The organism is Pseudonocardia sp. CA-107938 (genome assembly GCF_050936315.1).
In the GTDB taxonomy this organism is placed as follows: domain Bacteria; phylum Actinomycetota; class Actinomycetes; order Mycobacteriales; family Pseudonocardiaceae; genus Pseudonocardia.
The window spans coordinates 3,419,280-3,440,487 of record NZ_JBNJNA010000001.1 but is presented as its reverse complement, the minus strand read 5'-3'; the positions used below and the strand labels follow the sequence as shown (position 1 = coordinate 3,440,487).

The window sequence follows — 21,208 nt, the reverse complement described above, 5'->3', positions numbered from 1 at the left end:
TTTTTGCTTGCGTATGCGAACTAATTCGTGGTCACCTGGGGAGTGCCCGCCCGCCCCCTGCTCGTGATCGGCGTCCTCGCGACGTGCGGCCTGGCCGTCTCGCTCATGCAGACGCTCGTCGTGCCACTGCTGCCCCGCTACCCCGAACTGCTGCACACCACGCCCGCGACGGTCACCTGGCTGGTGACGGCGACCCTGGTCGCCGGGGCGGTCGCCGCCCCGCTGCTGGGCCGGCTCGCCGACATGTACGGCAAGCGCCGCATGCTGCTCGTCGCGCTCGGCCTCGTCACGATCGGGTCAGCGCTCGGCGCCGTCGCACCCGACGTCGGCACCCTCATCGTCGCCCGCACGCTGCAGGGCACCTCGCTCGCTGTCGTGCCGCTCGGCATCAGCGTGATGCGCGACGTGCTGCCGCCCGACCGGATCGGCGCCGGCATCGCGCTGATGAGCTCGTCGCTGGGCATCGGCGGCGCGATCGGACTGCCGCTCACCGGGCTCGTCGCCCAGAACGCGAGCTGGCGGTGGCTCTTCGGCAGCGCTGCCGTCCTCGCCGTCGTGCTCATCACACTCCTGCTGCGGCTCGTCCCCGAGTCCGTGCACCGCAGCGGCGGACGGTTCGACCTGCCCGGTGGCCTCGGGCTCGCCGCAGCGCTCGTGTGCCTGCTGCTCGCGATCTCCAAGGGTGCCGAGTGGGGCTGGACGTCGCCGCTCGTGCTCGGCCTCTTCGCCGGCTCCCTCGCGCTGTTCGCGGCATGGGGGGCGTGGGAGTGGCGCGTCCGGGCGCCGCTCGTCGACCTGCGGGTCAGCGCCCGGCCCGCGGTGCTGTGGACGAACGTCGCGTCCGTGCTCACCGGGTTCTCGATGTTCGCCGGGTTCCTGGTGACGACGCAGGTGCTGCAGGCACCCGCCGCCACCGGGTACGGGTTCGGCCTCTCGCTCGTCGCGGCGGGCCTGGCGCTGCTGCCCGTCGGGGCGGCGATGACGATCTTCTCGCCGGTCTCGGCGCGGCTGTCCCGCGCCCGCGGCGCCCGCACGACCGTGCTGCTCGGCCTCGTCCTGCTCTTCGCCGGCAACGCGGCGCAGGCAGCACTGCCGCACTCGCTCCCGTTGGTCATGGGGGCCACGACCGTCACCGCCACCGGTGCCGCCCTCGCCTACTCCGCCATCCCGCTGATCATCATGGACGCCGTCCCGCCCGGGGAGACCGCGTCGGCCAACAGCCTCAACGCGCTCATGCGCATGCTCGGCACCTCGTCGTGCAGCGCTGTCGTCGCCGCGTTGAGCGCCGCGCTGGTCACCCGGGTCGACGGGCACGTCCTGCCCTCGGCCGGCGCGTACACGGCCATCTTCGCGGCCGCCGCCGGCGCGGCGGTCGTCGCGGCGCTCGTCGTCCGGGTGGCGGTTGGGAAGCGCTCGGCGGACGTCGAGGTGCTGGAGGAGGAGCGCGTCGCGGCTTGAGTGGCCCCGGTCAGCCGGTCGTGGTGACCGGTTCGACGTCCTCGCCCTCGACGGTGTCGGCCGCGGGCTTGTGGGAGGCCGGGGGCCGGCGTTCGTCGTCTGGGATCGCTTCCGCAACCCAGGCCGGTTAGCCTGGGCAGATGCTGGGAGAGGTCGACTCGGCGCGGTGCTCGATCGCGCGCGCGACGGAGGTGCTCGGCGACCGCTGGACGGTGCTCATCCTGCGCGACCTGTTCAACGGCATCCGCCGCTTCGACGAGCTGGCGAGCCACCTCGGGGTGGCCCGCAACGTGCTCACTCGGCGGCTCGCGGGCCTGGTCGACGCGGGCGTCGCCGTCCGCACGCCCTACCGCGAGCCGGGCAGCCGGGAGCGGCACGAGTACCGCCTCACCGCGGCGGGTCGCGACCTGCGGCCCGTCCTGCTCGCCCTCGTGGCGTGGGGCGACGCGCACCGGCCCGACCCGCAGGGCCCGCCCGTGCGCTTCGAGCACGACGGCTGCGGCGGCCGCGTCGGGCTGGAGCTGCGCTGCTCCCACGGCCACGAGGTGCCACCGCGGGAGCTGCTGTCGATCCCGCAGTAGATCCTCACTCCGGCGCCGGGCGCGGGTCCCGGCGCATCGGGTGCTCGGGCGGGACCTCGACGAGCACGATGCGCGTGCCGTCCGGGTCGGTGATCCACATCTCGTGCAGGCCCCACGGCTCCAGCTGCCGCCCGCGGACGACGTGCGCGGCGAGCTGCTCGTGCGCGGCGGCGAGGTCGCGCACCTGCAGCCACAGCGCTCCTGGCGACGGCGGGCCGGCGGCTTCGGCGTGCCCGGAGATCTCCAGCTGCCCGTTGCCGAGGAAGAACACGGTGCCGCCGGGGAACTCGCGGGCGATCGCGAGGCCGAGCGTGTCGCGGTAGAAGGCGAGCAGGCGCTCGGGGTCGGCGGAACGCAGCAGGACGCGGCTGGCGAGGATCTCCATCAGGTGCGCACCCCCAGCACGCCGACGGGCACCGGCGCGTCCGGGTCGATGCGCAGCGCGGTCATGACCCGCGCCAGCCCCAGGTAGGTGCCGGCCACCAGCGACACCTCGACGATCTCGCGCGGCCCCAGGTGCGCGGCGAGCGCGGCGAAGCGGTCGTCGGGCACCTCGCCGTCGCGCACCATGTCCGCGGCGAACTCCAGCACCGCGCGCTGCGCGTCCGTGAACGGGGTGAGGTCGCCGCGGTCGAGCGCGGCGAGCTGCTCGTCGGTGATCCCGCACGCCTGCGCGATCGGGACGTGCTGGTCCCACTCGTAGCGGGCGGCGAGCCGGCCGACCTGCAGGATGGTCAGCTCGCGCAGGACGGGATCGAGGGCGAGGTCGGCGAGCAGCGCACCACCGAGCCGCAGCCAGGGCACGAACGCCGTCTCCGCGTTGGCCATGAGGGTGAACACGTGCAGGTCGGGCAGCCCGCCCAGGGCCTTGGCAGTGGCGGGCGGGGCGGACGACGGGTCGACGTAGGGAACGCGGGCCATGGAGCGATCGTGTCAGGCCGGGTGCGCCTTCGCGTGCGCCGCGACGATCTCGGCGAGCTGGTCGGGCACCTCGTCGGGGATCCAGTGGCTCACGCCGGCCAGCTCGATGAACTCGTACGGGCCGGTGACCTCGGTCTGGGCGTGCACGGTGCACTGGCGGGTCAGCGCGGTGTCGCCGTCGCTCCAGACGAACCGGGTGGGCACCGCCACGCGCGGGCCGAACGACGGGGGCGTGAGGAACAATGCGCGGTACCAGTTGAGCGCCGCGGTGAGCCGGCCCGGCTCGGCGAACAGCGCCGCGTCGCGGTCGGCCGCCTCCCGGGACTGCCCGATCCGGCGCAGCACCCCGCGCATCCGCTCGACCGAGCCCAGTGCCCGCTCGGGCAGCCACGGCAGCTGGAACACGTACATGTACCAGGAGGCGAGGCCCTGCCGGCTGGTCAGCAACGACCGCAGGAACGCCCGGGGCGGCGGCACGCTGACCGCCGTCAGGGTGGCGATCCGGTCCGGGTGCCGCGCGGCCAGCGACCACGCGACGGCCGCGCCCCAGTCGTGCCCGACCAGGTGCACGCGGGCGTCCGGCCCCACCACGTCGTCGACGACGGCGAGGGCGTCGGCGACCAGCTCCGGCAGCACGTAGTCGCGGCGCCGCGGTGGCCGGGCGCCGGGCGAGTAGCCGCGCTGGTCGGGCGCGACGCAGAAGAACCCGGCGTCGGCCAGCCGGCTCGCCACCGCCTCCCACGACCGGCCGGACTGCGGAAACCCGTGCAGGAGGAGCACCGGCTCCCCGTCCGACGGGCCCCAGGTGCGGAGGTCGAACCGGAGGTCGCCGCGCGTCGCCGTCAGCGCTGAATTCGACACGACCACATCATGGCCCCTCCACTTGTGTTCCGCCGCCGGTCTTCGCTTGGGTGGGCGCTGTGACGTCCGCAGCCGGCTCAGCGCCGAGCCCTCCAGCGCCCCTGCCCGCCATGGAACGATGCAGCACGGCGTTGTGGGCACGGGGAGGAGAACGGTGACGGGCCAGGAATCGACACGGTCGTTCGGACGGGTCGCGATCGTCAACCGCGGGGAGCCGGCGATGCGGCTCATCAACGCGGTCCGCGAGTGGAACGCGGAGGGCCGCAGGCCACTGCGCACCATCGCGGTGCACACGGCGGTCGACCGGCACTCGATGTTCGTCCGCGAGGCGGACGAGGCGGTGCTGATCGGGCCCGACGACCCGGACCAGGCGTTCGCGTCGAGCCCGTACCTCGACTACGCCGAGCTCGCGCGGGCGCTGCGCGAGTGCGACGCCGACGCGGTGTGGCCGGGCTGGGGCTTCGTCTCGGAGAAGTCCGACTTCGCGCGCATGTGCCGGCAGCTGGGCATCGTGTTCATCGGGCCGTCGCCGGAGGTCATGGAGCGGCTCGGCGACAAGATCGCGTCGAAGAAGCTGGCCGAGGAGGTCGGCGTCCCGATGGCGGCGTGGAGCGGCGGGCCGGTGCCCGACGTCGCCGCGGCCCGGGAGCAGGCCGACCGGATCGGCTACCCGCTCATGGTGAAGGCCACCGCCGGTGGTGGCGGGCGCGGCATCCGCAAGGTGAACGCGGCCGAGGAGCTGGAGGAGGCGTTCACGCGGGCGGCGTCCGAAGGCGCGAAGACCGCGGGTGACGCGACCGTGTTCATGGAGCGCGCGATCTCCGGCGGCCGGCACGTCGAGGTGCAGGTCGTCGCCGACAGCTCCGGCGAGGTGTGGACGCTCGGCATCCGCGACTGCTCGGTGCAGCGGCGCAACCAGAAGGTGCTCGAGGAGTCGGCGTCCACCGCGCTGGACGCCGAGCAGGAGGAGCTGCTGCGCAGCTCCGCGGCAGCGCTCGCGAAGGCCGCCGGCTACGTCAACGCCGGCACCGTCGAGTTCCTGTACGAGCCGAAGGAGCGGCTGCTGTCGTTCCTGGAGGTCAACACCCGGCTGCAGGTGGAGCACTGCGTCACCGAGGCCACCACGGGCGCCGACATCGTCAAGCTGCAGCTGCACATCGCGTCGGGCGGGCGGCTGGCCGACTTCGGTGCGCAGCCGCTCGCGCGCGGCCACGCCATCGAGGCGCGGCTCACCGCGGAGGACCCGGAGCAGGGCTTCGCGCCCGCGCCCGGCCGGATCGAGCACCTGGCACTGCCGGTGGGTCCGGGCATCCGCGTCGACACCGGCGTGGCTGCGGGCGACACGATCCCGCCGCAGTTCGACTCGATGATCGCCAAGATCATCGCGTGGGGCCGGGACCGCGGCGAGGCCCGCGCGCGGCTGTCGCGGGCCCTGCGCCAGACCGCCGCGGTGATCGACGGCGGCACCACCAACAAGTCGTTCCTGCTCGACATCCTCGACCGGCCCGAGGTCCGCTCCGGCGAGCTGGAGACCACCTGGCTCGACACGATGATGGCCGACGGGTACACCCCGCCCCGCCGGCTGGACGTGGCGCTGCTCGCGACCGCCGTCGAGGCCCAGGACGCCCACGTCGCCCGGCAGCGGGCGCGGCTGTTCGCCTCCGCCGAGCGCGGCCGTCCCGAGGTCGGCCACGAGACCTGGCACCAGGTGGACGTGCGCGCCGGCGGGCAGTCCTACCGGATGCGCGTCGCGCAGAGCCGCGGCGACCGCTACCACGTCGAGGTCGACGGCGCTCCCGTCGACGTGGACGTCGAGCGCACCGGGCGCTTCGAGCGCAAGCTGACCGTCGGGGGCGAGCCCTTCGCGGTGCTGTCGGTGCCGCAGGGCAGCGACTACCTCGTCGAGGTCGACGGCGCGGTGCACCGCATCTCCGGCGGTGAGGCCGGCATGGTGCGCGCGCCCGCGCCGGCGATGGTGATCGCGATCCCGGTGGCGGAGGGCGACACCGTCGAGGCCGGTGACGTCGTGGCCGTCGTCGAGTCCATGAAGCTGGAGACGGCGCTGCGCGCGCCCGTGTCGGGCCGGGTGCGGGAGATCCTGGTCGCGGCGAACACGCAGGTCGACGGCGGTACGAAGCTCGTCCGCCTGGAACCGGACACGGACGGCGCCGCCGTGGGTGGCGAGCGCGTCGACGTCTCGGCGCTGGTCGCGCCGCGCGGTCGGGCCCGGCGCGACCCCGCCCGGACGGCTGCCGACGCGCTCATCTCGCTGCGCTACCTGGTGCTCGGCTTCGACATCGACGAGCGCGACGCCCGCCCGCTGCTGGCCGCGCTCACCGGCGCTCGGGACCACCTGGCGCCCGACGACTCGCGGGTGCTCGCCGGCGAGATGGCGATCTTCGAGATCTTCGCCGACCTCTGCTCGCTGTCGCGCAACCGGCGCGGGCCGGAGGACGAGAGCGAGCAGATCGACCCGGGCGGCGAGGAGGCGCGCAACCCGCAGGAGTACCTGTACGCCTACCTACGCTCGCGCGACGCGGAGGCCGAAGGGCTGCCCGAGTCGTTCCGGGCGAAGCTGCGCCGGGCGCTCGCGCACTACGGGGTCACCGAGCTGGAGCCGCCGTCGGACGGCGCAGCGGACGAGCTGGACACCGCGCTGTACCGGATGTTCCTCGCCCACCGCCGCGCCACCGCGCACGTGCCCGTCCTTCTTGACCTGCTGCAGTGGCGGCTCGCGCACCCGGACTCCCTGCCCGCCGCGGCCCGCGACCGCTACCAGCGGGTGCTGGAGCGGCTGGTGACGGCCACGCAGCTGCGGCACCCCGTCGTCGGTGGGATGGCGCGGCGGGTGCGGCACGTCTGCTTCGGCGCGCCGCTGATCGCGGCCGAGCGCGCGCGAGGGCAGCGCGAGGTGCGCGCGGAGCTGGACCGCCTGTCCACCGAGCCCGTGGAGCGGGCGCGGCAGATCGAGCGGATCGTGTCGGCCGGGGAACCGATCCTCGGGGTGTTCGGCGCGCAGCACCACGCCGCGATGCTCGAGGTGATGACGCGGCGCTACTACCGGGTTCGGGAGCTGCGGGACGTCGAGGTGACCGAGCGGAGCTTGCCGGAGCGAGCAGACGACACCGACCGCGGCGGACGTCCGTTGCTCACCGCGCACTACACCCACAACGGCCGCGAGGTGACGGTGCTCGCGACCACCGTGCACACGGCCGCGGACGCGCCGCCGTGGGGCGACCCGATGACCGTCCAGGGCGACCTGCGCCGGATCATCGCCGGCCTGCCGGCCGACACGCTCGTCGCGCTCGACCTGTACGTGATCGCCGGGGAGGCGCCGGACTCCGATCCCGAGCGCTCGGCCGACAAGATCAAGATGATGCTGGGCCGGCTGCCCGACAAGCTGGAACGCGTCGCTGTCGCGGTCCGGCGTCCCGGCGGTGACGAGCGTTCGGCGTGGTTCACGTTCGGTGCCGGTGAGGGCCGCCGACCGGTGGAGAACCGCACGCTGCGCGGCCTGCACCCGATGGTGGCCGAGCGGTTGGGACTGTGGCGGCTGGAGGGCTTCGAGCTCACGCGGCTGCCGTCGCCGGTCGACGTGCACCTGTTCCGCGCGGTCGGCCGGGACGTGCCGGAGGACGTGCGGCTCATCGTGCTGTCCGACGTGCGGGAGCTGACGATCCAGCGCGGCGAGGACGGCCGCATCCGGGCCCTGCCGCAGCTGGAGCACGTGCTCGACACCTGCATGGACGCGCTCCGCTCGGCCCGCACGGCCGAGCAGGCGCAGGGCCGCGGCGCGGCCCGGCTCGACTGGAACCGGGTGCTGCTCTACGTGTGGCCCGTGGTGGAGTCGCCGCTGGAGGAGCTGGACGCGGTCGTGCGCTCGCTCGCGCCGCGGTCGGAGAACCTGGGGTTGGAGCAGGTGCTCGTCCAGTTCCGGCACCGGCCGAGCCCCGACGCCGAAGCCACCGAGTACCTGCTGCGGATGTCGCGGCCCCCGGGCGCGGGCCTCACCCTGCGCATCACCGAGCCGCCGACCACGCCGCTCGCCCAGCTGGACGCGTACCACCAGAAGGTCATCCGGGCGCAGCGCCGCGGGGCCGTCTACCCGTACGAGCTGGTGCCGGTGCTCACGCGCAACCCGGACGGCGGCGCGAACGGCACGTTCGTCGAGTACGACCTCGACGAGACCGGTGCCGCGGTGCCGGTCACCCGCGCGCCCGGCGGCAACACCGCCAACCTCGTCATGGGCGTGGTGAGCACGCCGACGCAGCGCTACCCGGAAGGCATGACGCGGGTGGTGCTGCTCGGCGACCCGACGAAGGCGCTGGGCGCGCTGGCCGAGCCGGAGTGCGCGCGGGTGTGCGCCGCGATCGACCTGGCGCGCAAGCTCGACGCCCCGCTGGAGTGGTTCGCCGTCTCCGCCGGCGCGAAGATCGCCATGGACTCCGGCACGGAGAACATGGACTGGATCTCCCGCGCGCTGCGGTCGATCGTCGAGTTCACGCAGGACGGCGGCGAGATCAACGTGGTCGTGACCGGCATCAACGTCGGGGCGCAGCCGTACTGGAACGCCGAGGCGACGATGCTCATGCACACCAAGGGCATCCTCGTCATGACGCCGGACAGCGCGATGGTGCTCACCGGCAAGCAGTCGCTGGACTACTCGGGCGGGGTGTCGGCGGAGGACAACTTCGGCATCGGCGGCTACGACCGGATCATGGGCCCGAACGGGCAGGCGCAGTACTGGGCACCCGACCTGTCCGCTGCCATGGACGTGCTGCTCGCCCACTACGCCCACACGTACAAGGCACCGGGTGAGCGGTTCCCGCGGCCGGCCCCGACGACGGACCCGGTCGACCGCGACATCTCCCCGTCGCCGCACTCGGGGGCGGGCACCGACTTCACGACGGTGGGGCAGGTGTTCCGGGAGAACCCGGGCCGCAAGAAGCCGTTCGACATCCGGTCGGTGCTCGCGTCGGTCGTGGACGCCGACCACCCGACCCTGGAGCGTTGGGTCGACATGATCGACGCCGAGGGCGCGGTCGTGCTCGACGCGCACCTGGGTGGGCAGCCGGTGTGCCTGATCGGCATCGAGTCGCGGCCGTTGCCGCGGCGCGGCCGGCTGCCCGTCGACGGGCCGACCACGTTCACCGCGGGCACGCTGTTCCCCAAGTCGTCGAAGAAGACGGCGCGGGCGATCAACGCGGCCAGCGGGAACCGGCCGCTGGTGATCCTCGCGAACCTGTCCGGGTTCGACGGGTCGCCGGAGTCGCTGCGCCTGCTGCAGCTGGAGTACGGCGCGGAGATCGGGCGCGCGGTCGTCAACTTCGACGGGCCGATCGTGTTCTGCGTGGTGTCGCGGTACCACGGCGGCGCGTTCGTGGTCTTCTCCGGCACGCTCAACGACAACATGGAGATCGCGGCCGTCGAGGGCTCGTACGCCTCTGTGCTCGGTGGGGCGCCGGCCGCGGCCGTCGTCTTCGCCGGTGAGGTGAACAAGCGCACGGCGGCCGACCCGCGCGTCGCCGACCTGGAGCGGCGCATCGCCGAGGCCCGCCGGGCCGGCAACGACACGGAGGCGTCCGCGCTGACCGCCGAGCTCGCGTCCGTGCGGCCCGGGGTGCGGTCGGAGAAGCTGGGCGAGGTGGCCGACGAGTTCGACGCCAAGCACTCCATCCAGCGGGCGCAGGAGGTCGGCTCGGTGGACGAGATCGTGGCGCCCGAACGGCTCCGGCCCTACCTGGTCGACGCGGTGCAGCGGGGGATGGCGAAGGCGGCGCAGTAGCCCGGGTACTCCGTCGAGAACGACGTTGTGGTGATCAACAGGCCTTGTTGATCACCGTAACTTCGTTCTCGACGGGGGTGGGTCAGCGCGCGCAGGTGCCCTTGCCGGCGAGCACCCGCGCCACCGCGGTGTCGTTCGCGGCGGCGTCGAGGGTGCCGTCGGCGAGCGCCTTCTCCAGTGCCGTGAGGACGGGGCGGGCGTCGCCACCGGCCGACCACAGCGCCTGGTCCGCGCCGGCCGCCAGTGCCTTGGTGACGGCCTGCGGGACGGTGAAGCGGTCGGTGATCGCCTTCATCGCGCCGAGGTCGTCGGTGACTACGACGCCGTCGAAGCGGTAGTCGTCGCGCAGCAACGCGTAGGCCGCCGGGGTCAGCGAGGTGGGGAGGTCGGTGGTGAGGCCGGGCACGTCGAGGTGGCCGACCATCACCTGGTCCTTCGCCTGCGGCAGCGTCTCGTAGGGGCGCAGGTCGGCGGCGCGCAGCTGGTCGAGCGGCGGGGTGGAGACGCGGCCCTTGTGCGAGTCGCCGCTGCTGTGCCCGTGGCCGGGGAAGTGCTTGAAGACCGGGGTGACGCCGGCCGCGCGCAGGCCGTCGGCGAACGCCGCGGCGTAGGTGGTGACGACGGCCGGGTCGTTCGAGAACGAGCGGTCCCCGATCACGGCCGTCGCCGGCTGGTTGCTGACGTCCACCGACGGCGCGTAGTCGACCGTCACCCCGCGGGCGACGAGCTGCCGGCCACGCTTCTCCGCGAGCGCCCGCACCGCCTCCGGGGTCTGCTTCGCCATCGAGCGGGCGCTGGGCAGCTGCCCGTCGAGGTCGTCGATGCGCTGGACGCGGCCTCCCTCGTCGTCGACGGCGACGGCGATCGGCACCCGCGACACCGCCTGCACCTGCTGCAACGCCTGGTTCTTGAGCAGGGCGGTGGCGTTGCCGCCGAGGAAGATCCCGCCGACCTGGGTGTCGCGCACCGTCGCCACGGTGCCGGCGACGTCCGCGGCGTCCACCCCGACGACGAGCCGCTGCGCCAGCTTCGCCTGCGGCGTCATGCCGGCGACGACCGCGGCGCAGGAGGGCTCCGCCGGGGGTGCCGGCGCCGGGGGTGCCGGTGGCGGCAGCGCCGGGGTGGCCGCCAGCGCCGGCAGCGTGACCAGCCCGCACAGCACAGCACCGGCGGCGAGGGCGGTGAGGCAGCGGCGAGCAACGGACGAACCCATCGCAGCCATCATCCCCGCGATGCACCCCGTTCGGCGCGGCGGGGTAGTGCGGTCACCGGCGGTCGGGAGCGGCGCCGTGTGGTCCGCGCGGGGAGTCGGTGATCAAGGGCAAAGTGTCGTTCGCCGATCTTGTGGGACGACAGTTTGCCCTTGATCGACGCGCCAACCCCGCGCCGGAGGCCGGGGCCGGGGCCGGTGATCATGGGCAGAACGTCGCCCGTGGAGATCAACAAGCCACGGTTTGCCCATGATCAACGACACCGCCAGCCGGCTCCGCGATCACCCACCCGACCCTCACCCCAACGCCGGCACCCGCTCCCCCTCCCGCACCGGCCCGGGCGGGGTGCCGTCGCCGAACGGGCGGCCGCCGAGGTCTGCGCGGGAGTGCGGTTCGAGCCAGTTGCGCACGTCCGGGCCCACGGGCACCACGCCCGTCGGGTTGATCGTCTTGTGCACCCCGTAGTAGTGCTGCTTGATCGACTCGAAGTCGATCGTGTCGCCGAAGCCGGGGGTCTGGAAGAGGTCGCGCGCGTACTCCCACAGCACCGGCATCTCGGTGAGCTTCTCCCGGTTGCACTTGAAGTGCCCGTGGTAGACGGCGTCGAAGCGGACGAGCGTGACCCACAGCCGGATGTCGGCCTCGGTGATCGTGTCCCCGACGAGGTAGCGCTGCGTCGACAGCCGCGCGCTGAGCGCGTCGAGCTGCGCGAACAGGCGCGCGTACGCCTCCTCGTACGCCTCCTGGGTGGACGCGAAGCCGCAGCGGTACACGCCGTTGTTGACCTCGGTGTAGATCGGCTTCATGACGGCGTCGATCTCGTCGCGCAGCGGCTCGGGGTAGAGGTCGGGCGCGCCGGCGCGGTGGAACGCCTTCCACTGCGTGGAGAAGTCCAGGGTGAGCTGCTGGAACCCGTTGGTCGCGACCTTGCCGCTCGCGATGTCCACCATCGCGGGCACGGTGATGCCGGCGTCGAAGTCCGGGTCGGCCGCCCGGTAGGCCTCGCCGAGCCACTCGATGCCGAGCACCGGGTCGCGGTTGTCGGGGTCGAGGTGGAACCGCCAGCTGCGCTCGTCGTGCAACGGCCCCGTGATGCCCATGGAGATCGCGTCCTCCAGGCCGAGCAGCCGCCGCACGATCACCGAGCGGTTCGCCCACGGGCACGCCCGCGCGACGACGAGCCGGTAGCGACCCGCCTCCACGGGCCACGCCGACGATCCGTCGGCAGTGATCCGTTCGTCGAGGGCGACGGGTTTGCGCTCGAACGCGCCGGTGGTGACCATGACCCGAACGTACCCACGGCGGCTGTCAGGATCACCCGGTGACCGCTCTCGCCGACCTCGTCCATCCCGGCGCCCTGGTCGCCCTCGCCGACGGCACGGGGTCGCCGCGCTCCCTCACCCCCGAACTGTCCGAGCTGGCGCGCCGCCGCGGCGACCTGCGGCTGCTGACGGGCTGGTTGCCGGCCGCCGACCCGGGGCTCGACCCGGGCGCGTTCGCCGACGCCCGCACGATCATGCCGGGCTGGGGGCTGCGCCGGCACGTCGACGCGGGCGCCCTGCGCGTGCTGCCGGTGCGCATCTCGGCGGTGCCGGCGCTGCTGGCCGGACGGCTGCGGCCCGACCTGCTGGTCGCCACGCTGGTGCGCCGCCCGGACGGGCTGCGCTTCCCCACGGAGGTGGCGTGGATGCGCGGGCTCGTCGAGTCCGGCGTGCCGGTCGCCGCGGTCGTCTCGCGCACCGCGCCCTGCGCCGACGCCGGCGACCCGCTCCCGGACGCGGCCATCACCGTCGTCGCCGAGAACGACGACCGGCCGGCCGAGATCGCCGTCCCGGAGCCGGGCCCGGTCGAGACCGCGATCGCCGCGCACGTCGCCGCGCTGGTGCCCGAGGGTGCCCGGGTGCAGGTGGCGCCGGGCCGGCTCGGTTCGGCCGTGCTCGCCGCCCTCCAGGTGCCGGTGCGGGTCGACTCGGGTTTGCTGCCCGAGTCGGTCGTCGACCTCGACGAGCGCGGCCTGCTGCTCGACGCCACCGCCGCCTACCTGGTGGGCACGCGACGGCTCTACGACTGGGCGGACGGGCGCCCGTTGCTGGGGCCGGTCGAGACCGTGCACGACCCGACCCGGCTGGCCGCGGCACAGCCCCCGCTGGTCGCGGTGAACACCGCGCTGGAGATCGACCCGGACGGGCAGGTGAACGTCGAGGGCACGGCGACCTCCGCGATGGGCGGCATCGGTGGGCACCCCGACTACGCGATGGCCGGCTCGCGCTGCCCCGGCGGCCTCTCGGTGATCGCACTGGCGGCCACGCACGGCGGCCGGCCGACGCTCGTGGAGCGGCTGTCCCGCCCCGTGACGACCGCCGGCCACGACGTGGACGTGGTGGTCACCGAGCGCGGTGTCGCCGACCTGCGCGGCCTGGACCGCACCGAGCGCCGGCACGCGCTGGCGGCCCTCTGGGGATGAGTGAGTTACGATACGACTCGTGCCGTATCGGAATGGTGGCCGTCCCCGCGACGAGCAGCTGGAGCAGCGGATCCTCGCCGCCACCGGTGAGGTGCTGGCCGAGTCCGGCTACGACGGGGTGTCGTTCGAGGAGGTCGCGCGGCGCTGCGGCGCGTCGAAGGCCAGCCTGTACCGCCGCTGGCGGACCAAGCGGGAGATGGTCGTCGCGGCACTGCGGGCCGGTCCCGCGCGCCGCAGCGGAGCCGACGGGATCGACACCGGCAGCCTGCACGGCGACCTGCTCGCCCTGTGCCGCCGCCTGGACACCACGATGCGTTCGGCCGACAGCCGCACGGCGATGCTCCTGCTCCAGGCCGGTCTCGAGGACCCGGACCTGTGCGACGCGATCGAGACGGCCACGGGTCCGACCGGGGCGCGGCTGCCGCGGACGGTGATCGACGCCGCCGTGGCCAGGGGCGAGCTCCCGGCCGGCACCGACCCGTTCCCGTACGAGGAGGTCGTCGGCTCGGCGCTGCTGCTGCGCCGGCTCAACGGCCTGCAGGCCGACGACCGCTACCTGGAGGCGCTCGTCGATGCGGTGCTGGTGCCCGCGCTCCGCGCCTCCGCCGGCCGGGCACTGCCGGCCGGCATCTTCTCCGGCCACCCCCAGAAGGAGATCTCGTGAACCCTGTCATCGACGGATTCGATTACCGGACGCTGCCCGGAGCGGACGGCGTGGAGCTCCACGTCGCCGTCGGCGGCGACGGCCCGGCCGTCGTCCTGCTGCACGGCTTCCCGCAGACCCACTACATGTGGCGGCACGTGGCGACCCGGCTCGCCGAGCGGCACCGCGTGATCGTGCCCGACCTGCGCGGTTACGGCAGCAGCGCGAAGCCGGCGGGCACCGACCCCGGGACGTACTCGAAGCGCACGATGGCGCGCGACGTCGTCGAGGTCGCCGCCGCGCTCGGGCACGACCGGTTCGGCGTCGTGGGGCACGACCGCGGCGCGCTGGTCGGGGTCCGCGCCGGCCTCGACCACCCCGAGACCGTCGCCTACCTCGGGATCCTCGACGTGCTGCCGACCCTGGACATGTGGGCGGTGCTGCACGGCGTGCAGGCGAAGGTCGCCTGGCACCTGTACCTGATGGCCCAGCCCGCCGGCCTGCCCGAGCGGATGATCGCCGCCGTCGCGCCCGAGTTCTTCGCGTCCTTCCTCGACGCGTGGGACCCGGACGGCGCCACCTTCACGCCCGAGGTCCGCCAGCACTACGTCGAGAGCTCGGTCGCCGCGGTCGACTCCATCGTGGCCGACTACCGCGCGTCGGCCGGCATCGACCTGGAGATGGACGAGGCCGACCGCGCGGCCGGCGCGCAGCTGACCATGCCCGTCGGCGTGCTCTCCCAGGACTGGGGTTCCCGGCTCGGCTTCGACGCCGCCGCGCTCTGGGGTGCCTGGGCGCCCGACCTGACCTATCGGCCGATCCAGGCCGGCCACTTCATGGCGGAGGAGAAGCCCGCCGAGACGGCGGCCTTCATCGCCGAGCTCGCCGCCGCCTGACCGTCAGGTCTGCAGGGCGCGCGGCCCGTCCGACCGGACGGGCTCCGGGACGGTCTCCTCGCCGCCGAAGACCCAGTAGCGCATCACCAGGAACCGGGCCGTGCCGCCGAGCAGGCTGGCGGTGGCCACGCAGCTGGCCTCCAGCGTCGGGCCGGGGTTGTCCACGAGCGCGGCGAGGATGAGCAGCACCGTCGAGCTGTAGAACGCGTAGAAGAGCACGGTGCCGCCGCTCTGCACGTAGCTGCGCCAGTGCCGCACGGCCGCCCCGCCGAAGGTGAACCGGCGGTTCGCCTCTGTGGACGCGATCGTGGAGAGCACCAGCGCGACGAGGTTCGCCGGCACCGCGTCGATCCAGGTGCGCAGCACCAGGTAGATCAGCGCGTTCACGCCCGTGCCGAGGCCGCCGACGATCAGGTACCGCAACGCCTGCACGACCAGCGGGTGCCGGGCCGAGAACGGGGCCGCGGACGCTGACACCATCGCCTCGACCACACCCTCTCCCCACCACGACCGCCGGACTCTGTTGTCCCACGGCGGCCCGTGCCCGCGCTGTCGGTCGCCTGTGCAAACGCTGTGCGCGGTGGGTGATTCCGTCCCACGGCCTGTCCGTCATCGTAGCCGGGGCCGGCAGGGGTGCTCAGGTCGTGAAGAACACCGTCTCCCCGTCGCCCTGCAGCCGGACGTCGAACCGCAGCACTCCCGGCCCCTCCGCGACGGCGACGAGCGTGTGCCGGCGCTCCTCCGGAACGGCGGCGAGCACCGGGTCCGCGGCGTTGGCCGTCTCCTCGTCGGGGAAGTAGATGCGGGTGACGACGCGGTCGAGCAGGCCCCTGGCCAGCACCGATACGTCGATGTGCGGCGCCTGGCCGTCGCCGATCGCGCCCGGCTTGACGGTGACGATGCGGTAGGACCCGTCGGGCTCGGTCAGGGCGCGGCCGAAACCGGTGAACCCGGTCCCGCTCGCCCCGCGCGGGTCGTCGGGGTGGTCGAACCGGCCCTCGGGGTCGGCCTGCCAGGTCTCCACGACCGCGTCCGGGAGCGGGGCGCCGGCACCGTCGGTGACGACGCCGGTGATGGTGATCGCGCCCGGCGCGTCCTCGGGCACGACGAGGTGCCGCCCGGGCCAGGTCAGCCCGATCGACAGGAACGGCCCGACGGTCTGCGAGGGCGTGAGCCCCAGGGTCTGCTCAGGCATGGGGCTCCTCGAACGGGGTCTGCTCGCGGCCGCGCAGCACGACGTCGAAGCGGTAGGCGAGCGCCCAGTTGGGCTGGGTCGCGTCCAGGTCGAAGGTCGACACCATGCGCTGGCGCGCGCCCTCGGGGGCGGAGTTGAAGATCGGGTCCTGGGCGAACAGCGGGTCGTCCGGGAAGTACATCTGCGTCACGAGCCGCTGGGTGAACGCGCGGCCGAACAGCGAGAGGTGGATGTGCGCCGGCCGCCACGCGTTGTGGTGGTTGCCCCACGGGTAGGCGCCGGGCTTGATCGTCGTGAACGAGTAGCGCCCCTGCGCGTCGGTGAGGACGCGACCGCCGCCGGTGAAGTTGGGGTCGAGCGGGGCGGGCCAGTCGTCGTTGCGGTGCGCGTAGCGCCCGGCCGCGTTGGCCTGCCAGATCTCGACGAGCGTGTCGGGCACCGCGCGGCCGTCGGAGTCGAGCACCCGCCCGAACACGACGATCCGCTGGCCGAGCGGCTCGCCGGCGTGCTGCGTGGTCAGGTCGTGGTCGGACGGGCCGAGCGGGCCGGTCAGCAGCGGCCCGGTGACCTCGGTGAGCCGTTGCGGCAGCACGATCGGGGCCTGCGTCGGGTGCCGCAGCGCGGTGCTGCGGTAGCCGGGATCGGCCAGGTCGGGATGGGTACCGGGGGGTACGGGCCGGTACCGGGGCAGCGCGTCGGACAGGTTCTGGATCGTCACAGGATCGCTCCGTGGGGAAGGCCGGTGTAGTTCTCCGCCAAGGTCGTCGCCGCGGCGCGGCTGTACACGGTGTACGCCAGCTGCGCCTGCTGCAGCCGCCGCTGGAACTCGTCGTCTCCGTCGAAGACGTGCAGCATCGACGTCATCCACCAGGAGAAGTGCTCGGCCCGCCACACCCTGGCCAGGCACGTCGCGGAGTAGGCGTCGGCGGCCCGCTCGTCGCCGCGCAGCAGGTCGCGCAACGCGCCGGCGAGCACGGTGACGTCGGCGATCGCCAGGTTCATGCCCTTGGCGCCCGTCGGCGGCACGATGTGCGCGGCGTCGCCGGCGAGGAACAGGCGGCCGCGACGCATCGGCTCGGCCACCATGCTGCGCATGCCGGTCACACCCTTCTCCAGCACCGGGCCCTCCTTGAGGGCGAAGCCTTCGGCGGCGAGACGGGTGCCGAGCGCGTCCCAGATCTGGGCGTCCGACCAGGAGTCCGGGTCGGTGTCGGGCGGCACCTGCAGGTAGAGCCGGGTGATCGCCGGGCTGCGCATCGAGTACAGCGCGAACCCCTCCGGGTGGTGGCTGTAGACGAGCTCGTGGTGGGTGGGCGGGGCCTGCGCGAGGATCCCGAGCCACGCGAACGGGTAGGTGCGCTCGATCGTCCGCGGCGCGACGATCGGCCGGCTGATGCCGTGGTAGCCGTCGCAGCCCGCGACCGCGGCGCACGCCAGCTCGTGGCGGGTGCCGTCGGCGTCGGTGAACCCGACGACGGGCGCATCCCCGTCGATGCCGTCGATCGTGACGTCGGAGACGGAGAAGCGCAGGTCACCGCCGTCGGCGAGGCGGGCGGCGACGAGGTCCTTCACGACCTCCTGCTGCCCGTAGACGGTGATGCCGCGGCCGACGAGGTCGGTGAAGTCGATGCGGCGGTCGCGGCGCTCGCCGAGCTCGCCGAAGCGCAGCGAGATGCCCTCGTGCGGCATGCCCTCGCGATCGAGGCGCTCGCCCAGCCCGACCTCGCGCAGCAGCTCCACGGTCGGGTGCTCGAGCACGCCCGCGCGCACGCGCTGCTCCACGTACGCGCGGCTGCGGGTCTCCAGCACCACCGAGTCGATGCCGTGCCGGGCCAGCAGGTGCGACAGGAGCAACCCGGCCGGACCCGCACCGATGACAGCCACCTGGGTGCGCATGACCGGTCAGCGTGGTCGATCGGGGCACGATGCTCGACCGTCCTTCCGATGAGCGGAAGGATGGCGCCCGATGTCCCAGTCCGTGACCGAGCGCGCGCTGGCCCTGCTGGCCTCCTTCCGCGCCGACCATCCCGAGCTGACGCTCACCGAGCTCAGCCGGCGCAGCGGGCTGCCCCTGACCACGACCCACCGGCTGGCGAGCGAGCTCGTCGCCGGAGGTGCGCTGGAACGGGTGGGCGGGCGCTACCGCATCGGGCTGTGGCTGTGGGAGGTCGCCTCGCTCGCCCCGCGCGGCTTCGGGCTGCGCGAGGCCGCGATGCCGTTCCTCGAGGACGTCTACGAGGCCACCCGGCAGAACGTGCAGCTCGCCGTCCTCGCCACCGACGCCGGCGCCGCCGAGGTCGTCTACCTGGAGCGGCTGGCGCCGCGCCACGCGGTGAGCGTGGTGACGCGCGTCGGCGGGCGGATGCCGGTGCACGCGACCGCGGTGGGTCGGGTCCTGCTCGCGCACGGCCCGCGCGAGCTGCAGGAAGCCGTGCTGAGCCGGCCGCTGCAGCGGTTCACCACCGCGACCGAGACCGACCCCGACCGGCTGCGCAGCAAGCTCGCCGAGGTGCGGCGCACCGGGGTGGCGATCACGCTGCGGCAGGTCGAGCTGGTGTCGCTGTCGGTCGCGGCACCCGTCCGCGACGCCGGCGGCGAGGTGGTGGCCGCGATCTCCGTCGTCGCCCCCGTCGAGGACGGTGCGCAGCGGTACGTGCCGGTCGTCGTGGCAGCCGCCCGGGCCATCTCGCGCACGGTCGCCCGTACAGCGGCACGATGAGCGGTCTGCGCTTGCGGCGGAGCCCCCGTGCCCGCGACGATCACCCGCGATGCGCCCCTTCACCGTCGAGGTCCCCGAGTCCGAGCTGGACGACCTGCGCGAGCGCCTCGCCCGCACCCGCTGGCCGGAGGCCGCCACCGTGGGCGGCTGGACCCAGGGCCTGCCGCTGGACTACGCCCGCGAGCTGGTCGACTACTGGGCCCACCGCTACGACTGGCGGCGCTGCGAGGCCGAGCTCAACGCGCTCCCGCAGTTCGTCACCCGGCTCGACGGGGGCGGCGACGACAGCGTCACCGTGCACCTGATCCACCGGCGCTCGCCGCACCCCGACGCGATGCCGCTGCTGCTCACGCACGGCTGGCCCGGTTCCGTGGTCGAGTTCCTCGACATCATCGACGCGCTCACCGACCCGCCCGACCCGCGCGACGCCTTCCACGTCGTCGCGCCGTCACTGCCCGGGTACGGGTGGAGCGGCAAGCCGAGCATCAACGGCTGGGGCGTCGAGCGCATCGCGACGGCATGGGCGCAGCTCATGGACCGCCTCGACTACGACCGGTTCGCCGCGGCGGGCGGTGACTGGGGCTCGATCATCACCTCGGCGCTGGGCACCGGCGCGCCGGAGATGCTCTACGGCATCCACCTCACGATGCCGCTGGTCGCGCCCCCGGACGACGCCCCCTCGCTCACCCCGGCCGAGCAGAAGGCGCTCAAGGCCACCAAGGTGTTCCGCAAGGTCGGCACCGGCTACTCCGCGGAGCAGTCGACCCGCCCGCAGACGCTCGGCTACTCCCTCGCCGACTCCCCCGTCGGCCAGTGCATGTGGATCGTGGAGAAGTTCTGGGACTGGGCCGACTGCGCCGGCCACCCGGAGAACGCCATCTCCCGCGACCGGCTGCTCGACAACGTCATGCACTACTGGCTCCCCAACAACGGCGCCTCGTCGGCGCGGCTGTACTGGGAGAGCTACCGCAGCCGCAACAGCGACGACGTCACCGTGCCGACCGGAGTGACCCAGTTCCCGCAGGAGATCGTGCGGCTCCCCCGATCCTGGGTGGAGCGCCGCTTCACCGACCTGCGGTACTGGAACGAGGCGCCCAGCGGCGGCCACTTCGCGTCGCTGGAGGAGCCGGAGACGTACGTGGACGAGCTGCGCGCGTTCTTCCGCACTTTGCGATGAGCCCACTTCGCAGACCGGAGATCGTCCTCGCAGTAGGTGGAACCTCTGCGAGGACACCCTCCGGTCTGCGAGGTCAGTCGAAGGCCAGTACCGACGCCGTGAAGGCGTGCAGGTGGTTCTTCCCGCCCACCGGGCCCAGCTCGCCTGCCGCGAAGAAGCCGGCCACCCCGTCGGCCCCGAGTGCCGCGCGCACCGTGCGGACGTCGTGGTCGGCGTCGGGGAACATCGCCGTGCCGCGGCCGTTGCAGGAGAACAGCAGCGCGCCGCGGGCCGGGCGGCTGCCCAGCAGCTCCACCAGGTCCTCGCCGGCGCCGGCCGCGTCACGCACCTGGAAGCGCACGGTCTGCCCCACCTCGACGACGTCGCCGACGGCGACCGCGCCACCCAGCTCGTCCACCCCGAGCACGCCGCGGACGAGGAAGTCGCCGCGCCCGTGCTCATCGGCGTACTCGTCGATCGCGACACCGACGTGCAGTCCGCGGGCGACGAGCTCCTGCTCGGCGGGCGGCAGTGCCGTCACGATCTCGACGAGCCGCTGGTAGGCGGGCACGCCGGCCAGTTCCATCACGAGGTTGCGGTCGGCGCGGGTGACCGTCATCGGGTCGCCGATGGGCCGGCAGCCCTGGCTCACCACCGCACGCGCCCCGACGGCACCGTCGAGCCGCACCGCCACACCGCCGCGGCTGACCACCTCGCCGTCGCAGAACAGCCGCGTGGCGCCGGGGCCGGTCGCGCCGGCGAGCCCACCCACGACCGGTAGCCGCGGGCCCACCTGCTGCAGGAACGTCGTCACCGGGAACGTGTACGGGTCGAGGACGGCGGCGAGGATGCCCGTGTCCGTCGCGGGCAGCCCGTCCAGGTGGACCTCGCCGTCGACGAGCCGCGCCGCCAGCCGCATCGTCTCGATCTGCACGTCCGGCAGGACCGCCGCCCACACCGCGACGGCGGGGCCCTGCTCGCGACCGTGCCCGTCGCCGATCACGCCGGTCGCCGTCGACCCGAACGCCGCACGCGCCCCGGCCAGTTCCATGGCCCGCAGGCCGGCGGCCGCCGCCAGGTCGGGGTCCTGGCGGGGACCGGCGGCGACGAAGACGGCCAGCAGGTCCGGCCGCGCCCCGTCGAGCGCGGCCACCGCCTGGGCGACGGCCACCTCGGCGGCGCCCTCCAGGTCCGGGCCGGCTGCGAGACCGTCGCCGAACCGTCGGCCGTCACCCGGCCCGTCCATCATCACGTCTCGTCCTTGCTCCCCCGACGTCCTCTCGCCGGTCATCCTGGTGCATCGAACCCGGCCCGGCCA

General features: G+C 73.8%; 18 protein-coding genes. 8 read left to right on the top strand and 10 right to left on the bottom strand.

Annotated features, from left to right (window positions below; all coding sequences use genetic code 11):
* Positions 1–27: 27 nt before the first annotated feature.
* Both ACQEVB_RS17185 and ACQEVB_RS17180 read left to right on the top strand, forming a co-directional pair.
* Positions 28–1,458 (top strand): MFS transporter, encoded by a 1,431-nt coding sequence (locus ACQEVB_RS17185; protein WP_432971980.1) that lies wholly within the window; start codon positions 28–30, stop codon positions 1,456–1,458.
* Positions 1,459–1,598: 140 nt separating this feature from the next.
* Positions 1,599–2,039 (top strand): winged helix-turn-helix transcriptional regulator, encoded by a 441-nt coding sequence (locus ACQEVB_RS17180; RefSeq protein WP_432971977.1) that lies wholly within the window; start codon positions 1,599–1,601, stop codon positions 2,037–2,039.
* 4 nt (positions 2,040–2,043) lie between these two features.
* Here the strand turns inward: ACQEVB_RS17180 and ACQEVB_RS17175 are convergent, their stop codons facing one another.
* Genes ACQEVB_RS17175 through ACQEVB_RS17165 form a run of 3 tightly spaced genes read right to left on the bottom strand, consistent with a single transcriptional unit; the run spans position 2,044 to position 3,821 of the window.
* Positions 2,044–2,424 carry a VOC family protein gene (locus ACQEVB_RS17175; protein WP_432971974.1) on the bottom strand — a complete coding sequence of 127 codons (381 nt, stop codon included), beginning with the start codon at positions 2,422–2,424 and terminating at the stop codon, positions 2,044–2,046.
* Positions 2,424–2,960, bottom strand: a complete 537-nt coding sequence (locus ACQEVB_RS17170) for a carboxymuconolactone decarboxylase family protein (RefSeq protein ID WP_432971971.1) — start codon at positions 2,958–2,960, stop codon at positions 2,424–2,426. Before ACQEVB_RS17170 ends, ACQEVB_RS17175 begins: the two co-directional genes overlap by 1 nt.
* Positions 2,961–2,972: 12 nt before the next feature.
* Positions 2,973–3,821 carry an alpha/beta fold hydrolase gene (locus ACQEVB_RS17165; RefSeq protein WP_432971968.1) on the bottom strand — a complete coding sequence of 283 codons (849 nt, stop codon included), beginning with the start codon at positions 3,819–3,821 and terminating at the stop codon, positions 2,973–2,975.
* A gap of 154 nt (positions 3,822–3,975) precedes the next feature.
* Between ACQEVB_RS17165 and ACQEVB_RS17160 the strand changes: the two genes are divergently transcribed.
* Positions 3,976–9,606 (top strand): carboxyl transferase domain-containing protein, encoded by a 5,631-nt coding sequence (locus ACQEVB_RS17160; protein ID WP_432971965.1) that lies wholly within the window; start codon positions 3,976–3,978, stop codon positions 9,604–9,606.
* Between the two features lie 82 nt (positions 9,607–9,688).
* Here ACQEVB_RS17160 and ACQEVB_RS17155 read toward each other — a convergent pair whose 3' ends face one another.
* Positions 9,689–10,819, bottom strand: coding sequence for a glycoside hydrolase family 3 N-terminal domain-containing protein (locus ACQEVB_RS17155; RefSeq protein ID WP_432971962.1), 1,131 nt, complete (start codon positions 10,817–10,819; stop codon positions 9,689–9,691).
* A gap of 294 nt (positions 10,820–11,113) precedes the next feature.
* A complete protein-coding gene (locus ACQEVB_RS17150; RefSeq protein ID WP_432971959.1) occupies positions 11,114–12,100 on the bottom strand; it encodes a glutathione S-transferase family protein in 987 nt (328 codons plus the stop codon).
* Positions 12,101–12,138: 38 nt separating this feature from the next.
* Here ACQEVB_RS17150 and ACQEVB_RS17145 point away from each other — a divergent pair, with 38 nt between their 5' ends.
* Genes ACQEVB_RS17145 through ACQEVB_RS17135 form a run of 3 tightly spaced genes read left to right on the top strand, consistent with a single transcriptional unit; the run spans position 12,139 to position 14,820 of the window.
* Positions 12,139–13,281 (top strand): acetyl-CoA hydrolase/transferase C-terminal domain-containing protein, encoded by a 1,143-nt coding sequence (locus ACQEVB_RS17145; RefSeq protein ID WP_432971956.1) that lies wholly within the window; start codon positions 12,139–12,141, stop codon positions 13,279–13,281.
* 19 nt (positions 13,282–13,300) lie between these two features.
* Positions 13,301–13,945 carry a TetR/AcrR family transcriptional regulator gene (locus ACQEVB_RS17140; protein ID WP_432971953.1) on the top strand — a complete coding sequence of 215 codons (645 nt, stop codon included), beginning with the start codon at positions 13,301–13,303 and terminating at the stop codon, positions 13,943–13,945.
* On the top strand, positions 13,942–14,820 hold the full coding sequence (locus ACQEVB_RS17135; protein WP_432971950.1) for an alpha/beta hydrolase: 879 nt from the start codon (positions 13,942–13,944) through the stop codon (positions 14,818–14,820). The genes ACQEVB_RS17140 and ACQEVB_RS17135 overlap by 4 nt, the downstream gene beginning before the upstream one ends.
* 3 nt (positions 14,821–14,823) lie before the next feature.
* Here the strand turns inward: ACQEVB_RS17135 and ACQEVB_RS17130 are convergent, their stop codons facing one another.
* The 4 genes from ACQEVB_RS17130 to ACQEVB_RS17115 all read right to left on the bottom strand — a co-directional run bounded on the left by ACQEVB_RS17130 (position 14,824) and on the right by ACQEVB_RS17115 (position 17,911).
* Positions 14,824–15,300 carry a GtrA family protein gene (locus ACQEVB_RS17130; protein ID WP_432971947.1) on the bottom strand — a complete coding sequence of 159 codons (477 nt, stop codon included), beginning with the start codon at positions 15,298–15,300 and terminating at the stop codon, positions 14,824–14,826.
* Positions 15,301–15,457: 157 nt separating this feature from the next.
* The gene (gene pcaG / locus ACQEVB_RS17125; protein WP_432971944.1) at positions 15,458–16,015 is read right to left on the bottom strand and encodes a protocatechuate 3,4-dioxygenase subunit alpha; all 558 of its coding nucleotides are present in this window, start codon (positions 16,013–16,015) and stop codon (positions 15,458–15,460) included.
* Positions 16,008–16,733, bottom strand: coding sequence for a protocatechuate 3,4-dioxygenase subunit beta (gene pcaH / locus ACQEVB_RS17120; RefSeq protein ID WP_432971941.1), 726 nt, complete (start codon positions 16,731–16,733; stop codon positions 16,008–16,010). The genes pcaG and pcaH overlap by 8 nt, the downstream gene beginning before the upstream one ends.
* On the bottom strand, positions 16,730–17,911 hold the full coding sequence (locus ACQEVB_RS17115; RefSeq protein WP_432971938.1) for a 4-hydroxybenzoate 3-monooxygenase: 1,182 nt from the start codon (positions 17,909–17,911) through the stop codon (positions 16,730–16,732). The genes pcaH and ACQEVB_RS17115 overlap by 4 nt, the downstream gene beginning before the upstream one ends.
* Positions 17,912–17,981: 70 nt before the next feature.
* On the opposite strand from ACQEVB_RS17115, the gene ACQEVB_RS17110 reads away from it, so the two are divergent.
* Together ACQEVB_RS17110 and ACQEVB_RS17105 are read left to right on the top strand one after the other, a co-directional pair.
* Complete coding sequence (locus ACQEVB_RS17110) at positions 17,982–18,734, top strand: IclR family transcriptional regulator (protein ID WP_432971935.1); 753 nt, start codon at positions 17,982–17,984, stop codon at positions 18,732–18,734.
* Positions 18,735–18,783: 49 nt separating this feature from the next.
* Positions 18,784–19,911, top strand: a complete 1,128-nt coding sequence (locus ACQEVB_RS17105) for an epoxide hydrolase family protein (protein WP_432971932.1) — start codon at positions 18,784–18,786, stop codon at positions 19,909–19,911.
* A gap of 73 nt (positions 19,912–19,984) precedes the next feature.
* Here the strand turns inward: ACQEVB_RS17105 and ACQEVB_RS17100 are convergent, their stop codons facing one another.
* Positions 19,985–21,181, bottom strand: a complete 1,197-nt coding sequence (locus tag ACQEVB_RS17100; RefSeq protein ID WP_432971929.1) for an FIST signal transduction protein — start codon at positions 21,179–21,181, stop codon at positions 19,985–19,987.
* Positions 21,182–21,208 lie beyond the last annotated feature (27 nt).

Coding starts and splice junctions, on each gene's coding strand:
- ACQEVB_RS17180 (WP_432971977.1), top strand. CDS start 1,599: ATGCTGGGAGAGGTCGACTCGGCGCGGTGCTCGATCGCGCGCGCGACG.
- ACQEVB_RS17175 (WP_432971974.1), bottom strand. CDS start 2,424: ATGGAGATCCTCGCCAGCCGCGTCCTGCTGCGTTCCGCCGACCCCGAG.
- ACQEVB_RS17170 (WP_432971971.1), bottom strand. CDS start 2,960: ATGGCCCGCGTTCCCTACGTCGACCCGTCGTCCGCCCCGCCCGCCACT.
- ACQEVB_RS17155 (WP_432971962.1), bottom strand. CDS start 10,819: ATGGGTTCGTCCGTTGCTCGCCGCTGCCTCACCGCCCTCGCCGCCGGT.
- ACQEVB_RS17150 (WP_432971959.1), bottom strand. CDS start 12,100: ATGGTCACCACCGGCGCGTTCGAGCGCAAACCCGTCGCCCTCGACGAA.
- ACQEVB_RS17130 (WP_432971947.1), bottom strand. CDS start 15,300: ATGGTGTCAGCGTCCGCGGCCCCGTTCTCGGCCCGGCACCCGCTGGTC.
- pcaG (WP_432971944.1), bottom strand. CDS start 16,015: ATGCCTGAGCAGACCCTGGGGCTCACGCCCTCGCAGACCGTCGGGCCG.
- ACQEVB_RS17115 (WP_432971938.1), bottom strand. CDS start 17,911: ATGCGCACCCAGGTGGCTGTCATCGGTGCGGGTCCGGCCGGGTTGCTC.
- ACQEVB_RS17110 (WP_432971935.1), top strand. CDS start 17,982: ATGTCCCAGTCCGTGACCGAGCGCGCGCTGGCCCTGCTGGCCTCCTTC.
- ACQEVB_RS17105 (WP_432971932.1), top strand. CDS start 18,784: ATGCGCCCCTTCACCGTCGAGGTCCCCGAGTCCGAGCTGGACGACCTG.
- ACQEVB_RS17100 (WP_432971929.1), bottom strand. CDS start 21,181: ATGACCGGCGAGAGGACGTCGGGGGAGCAAGGACGAGACGTGATGATG.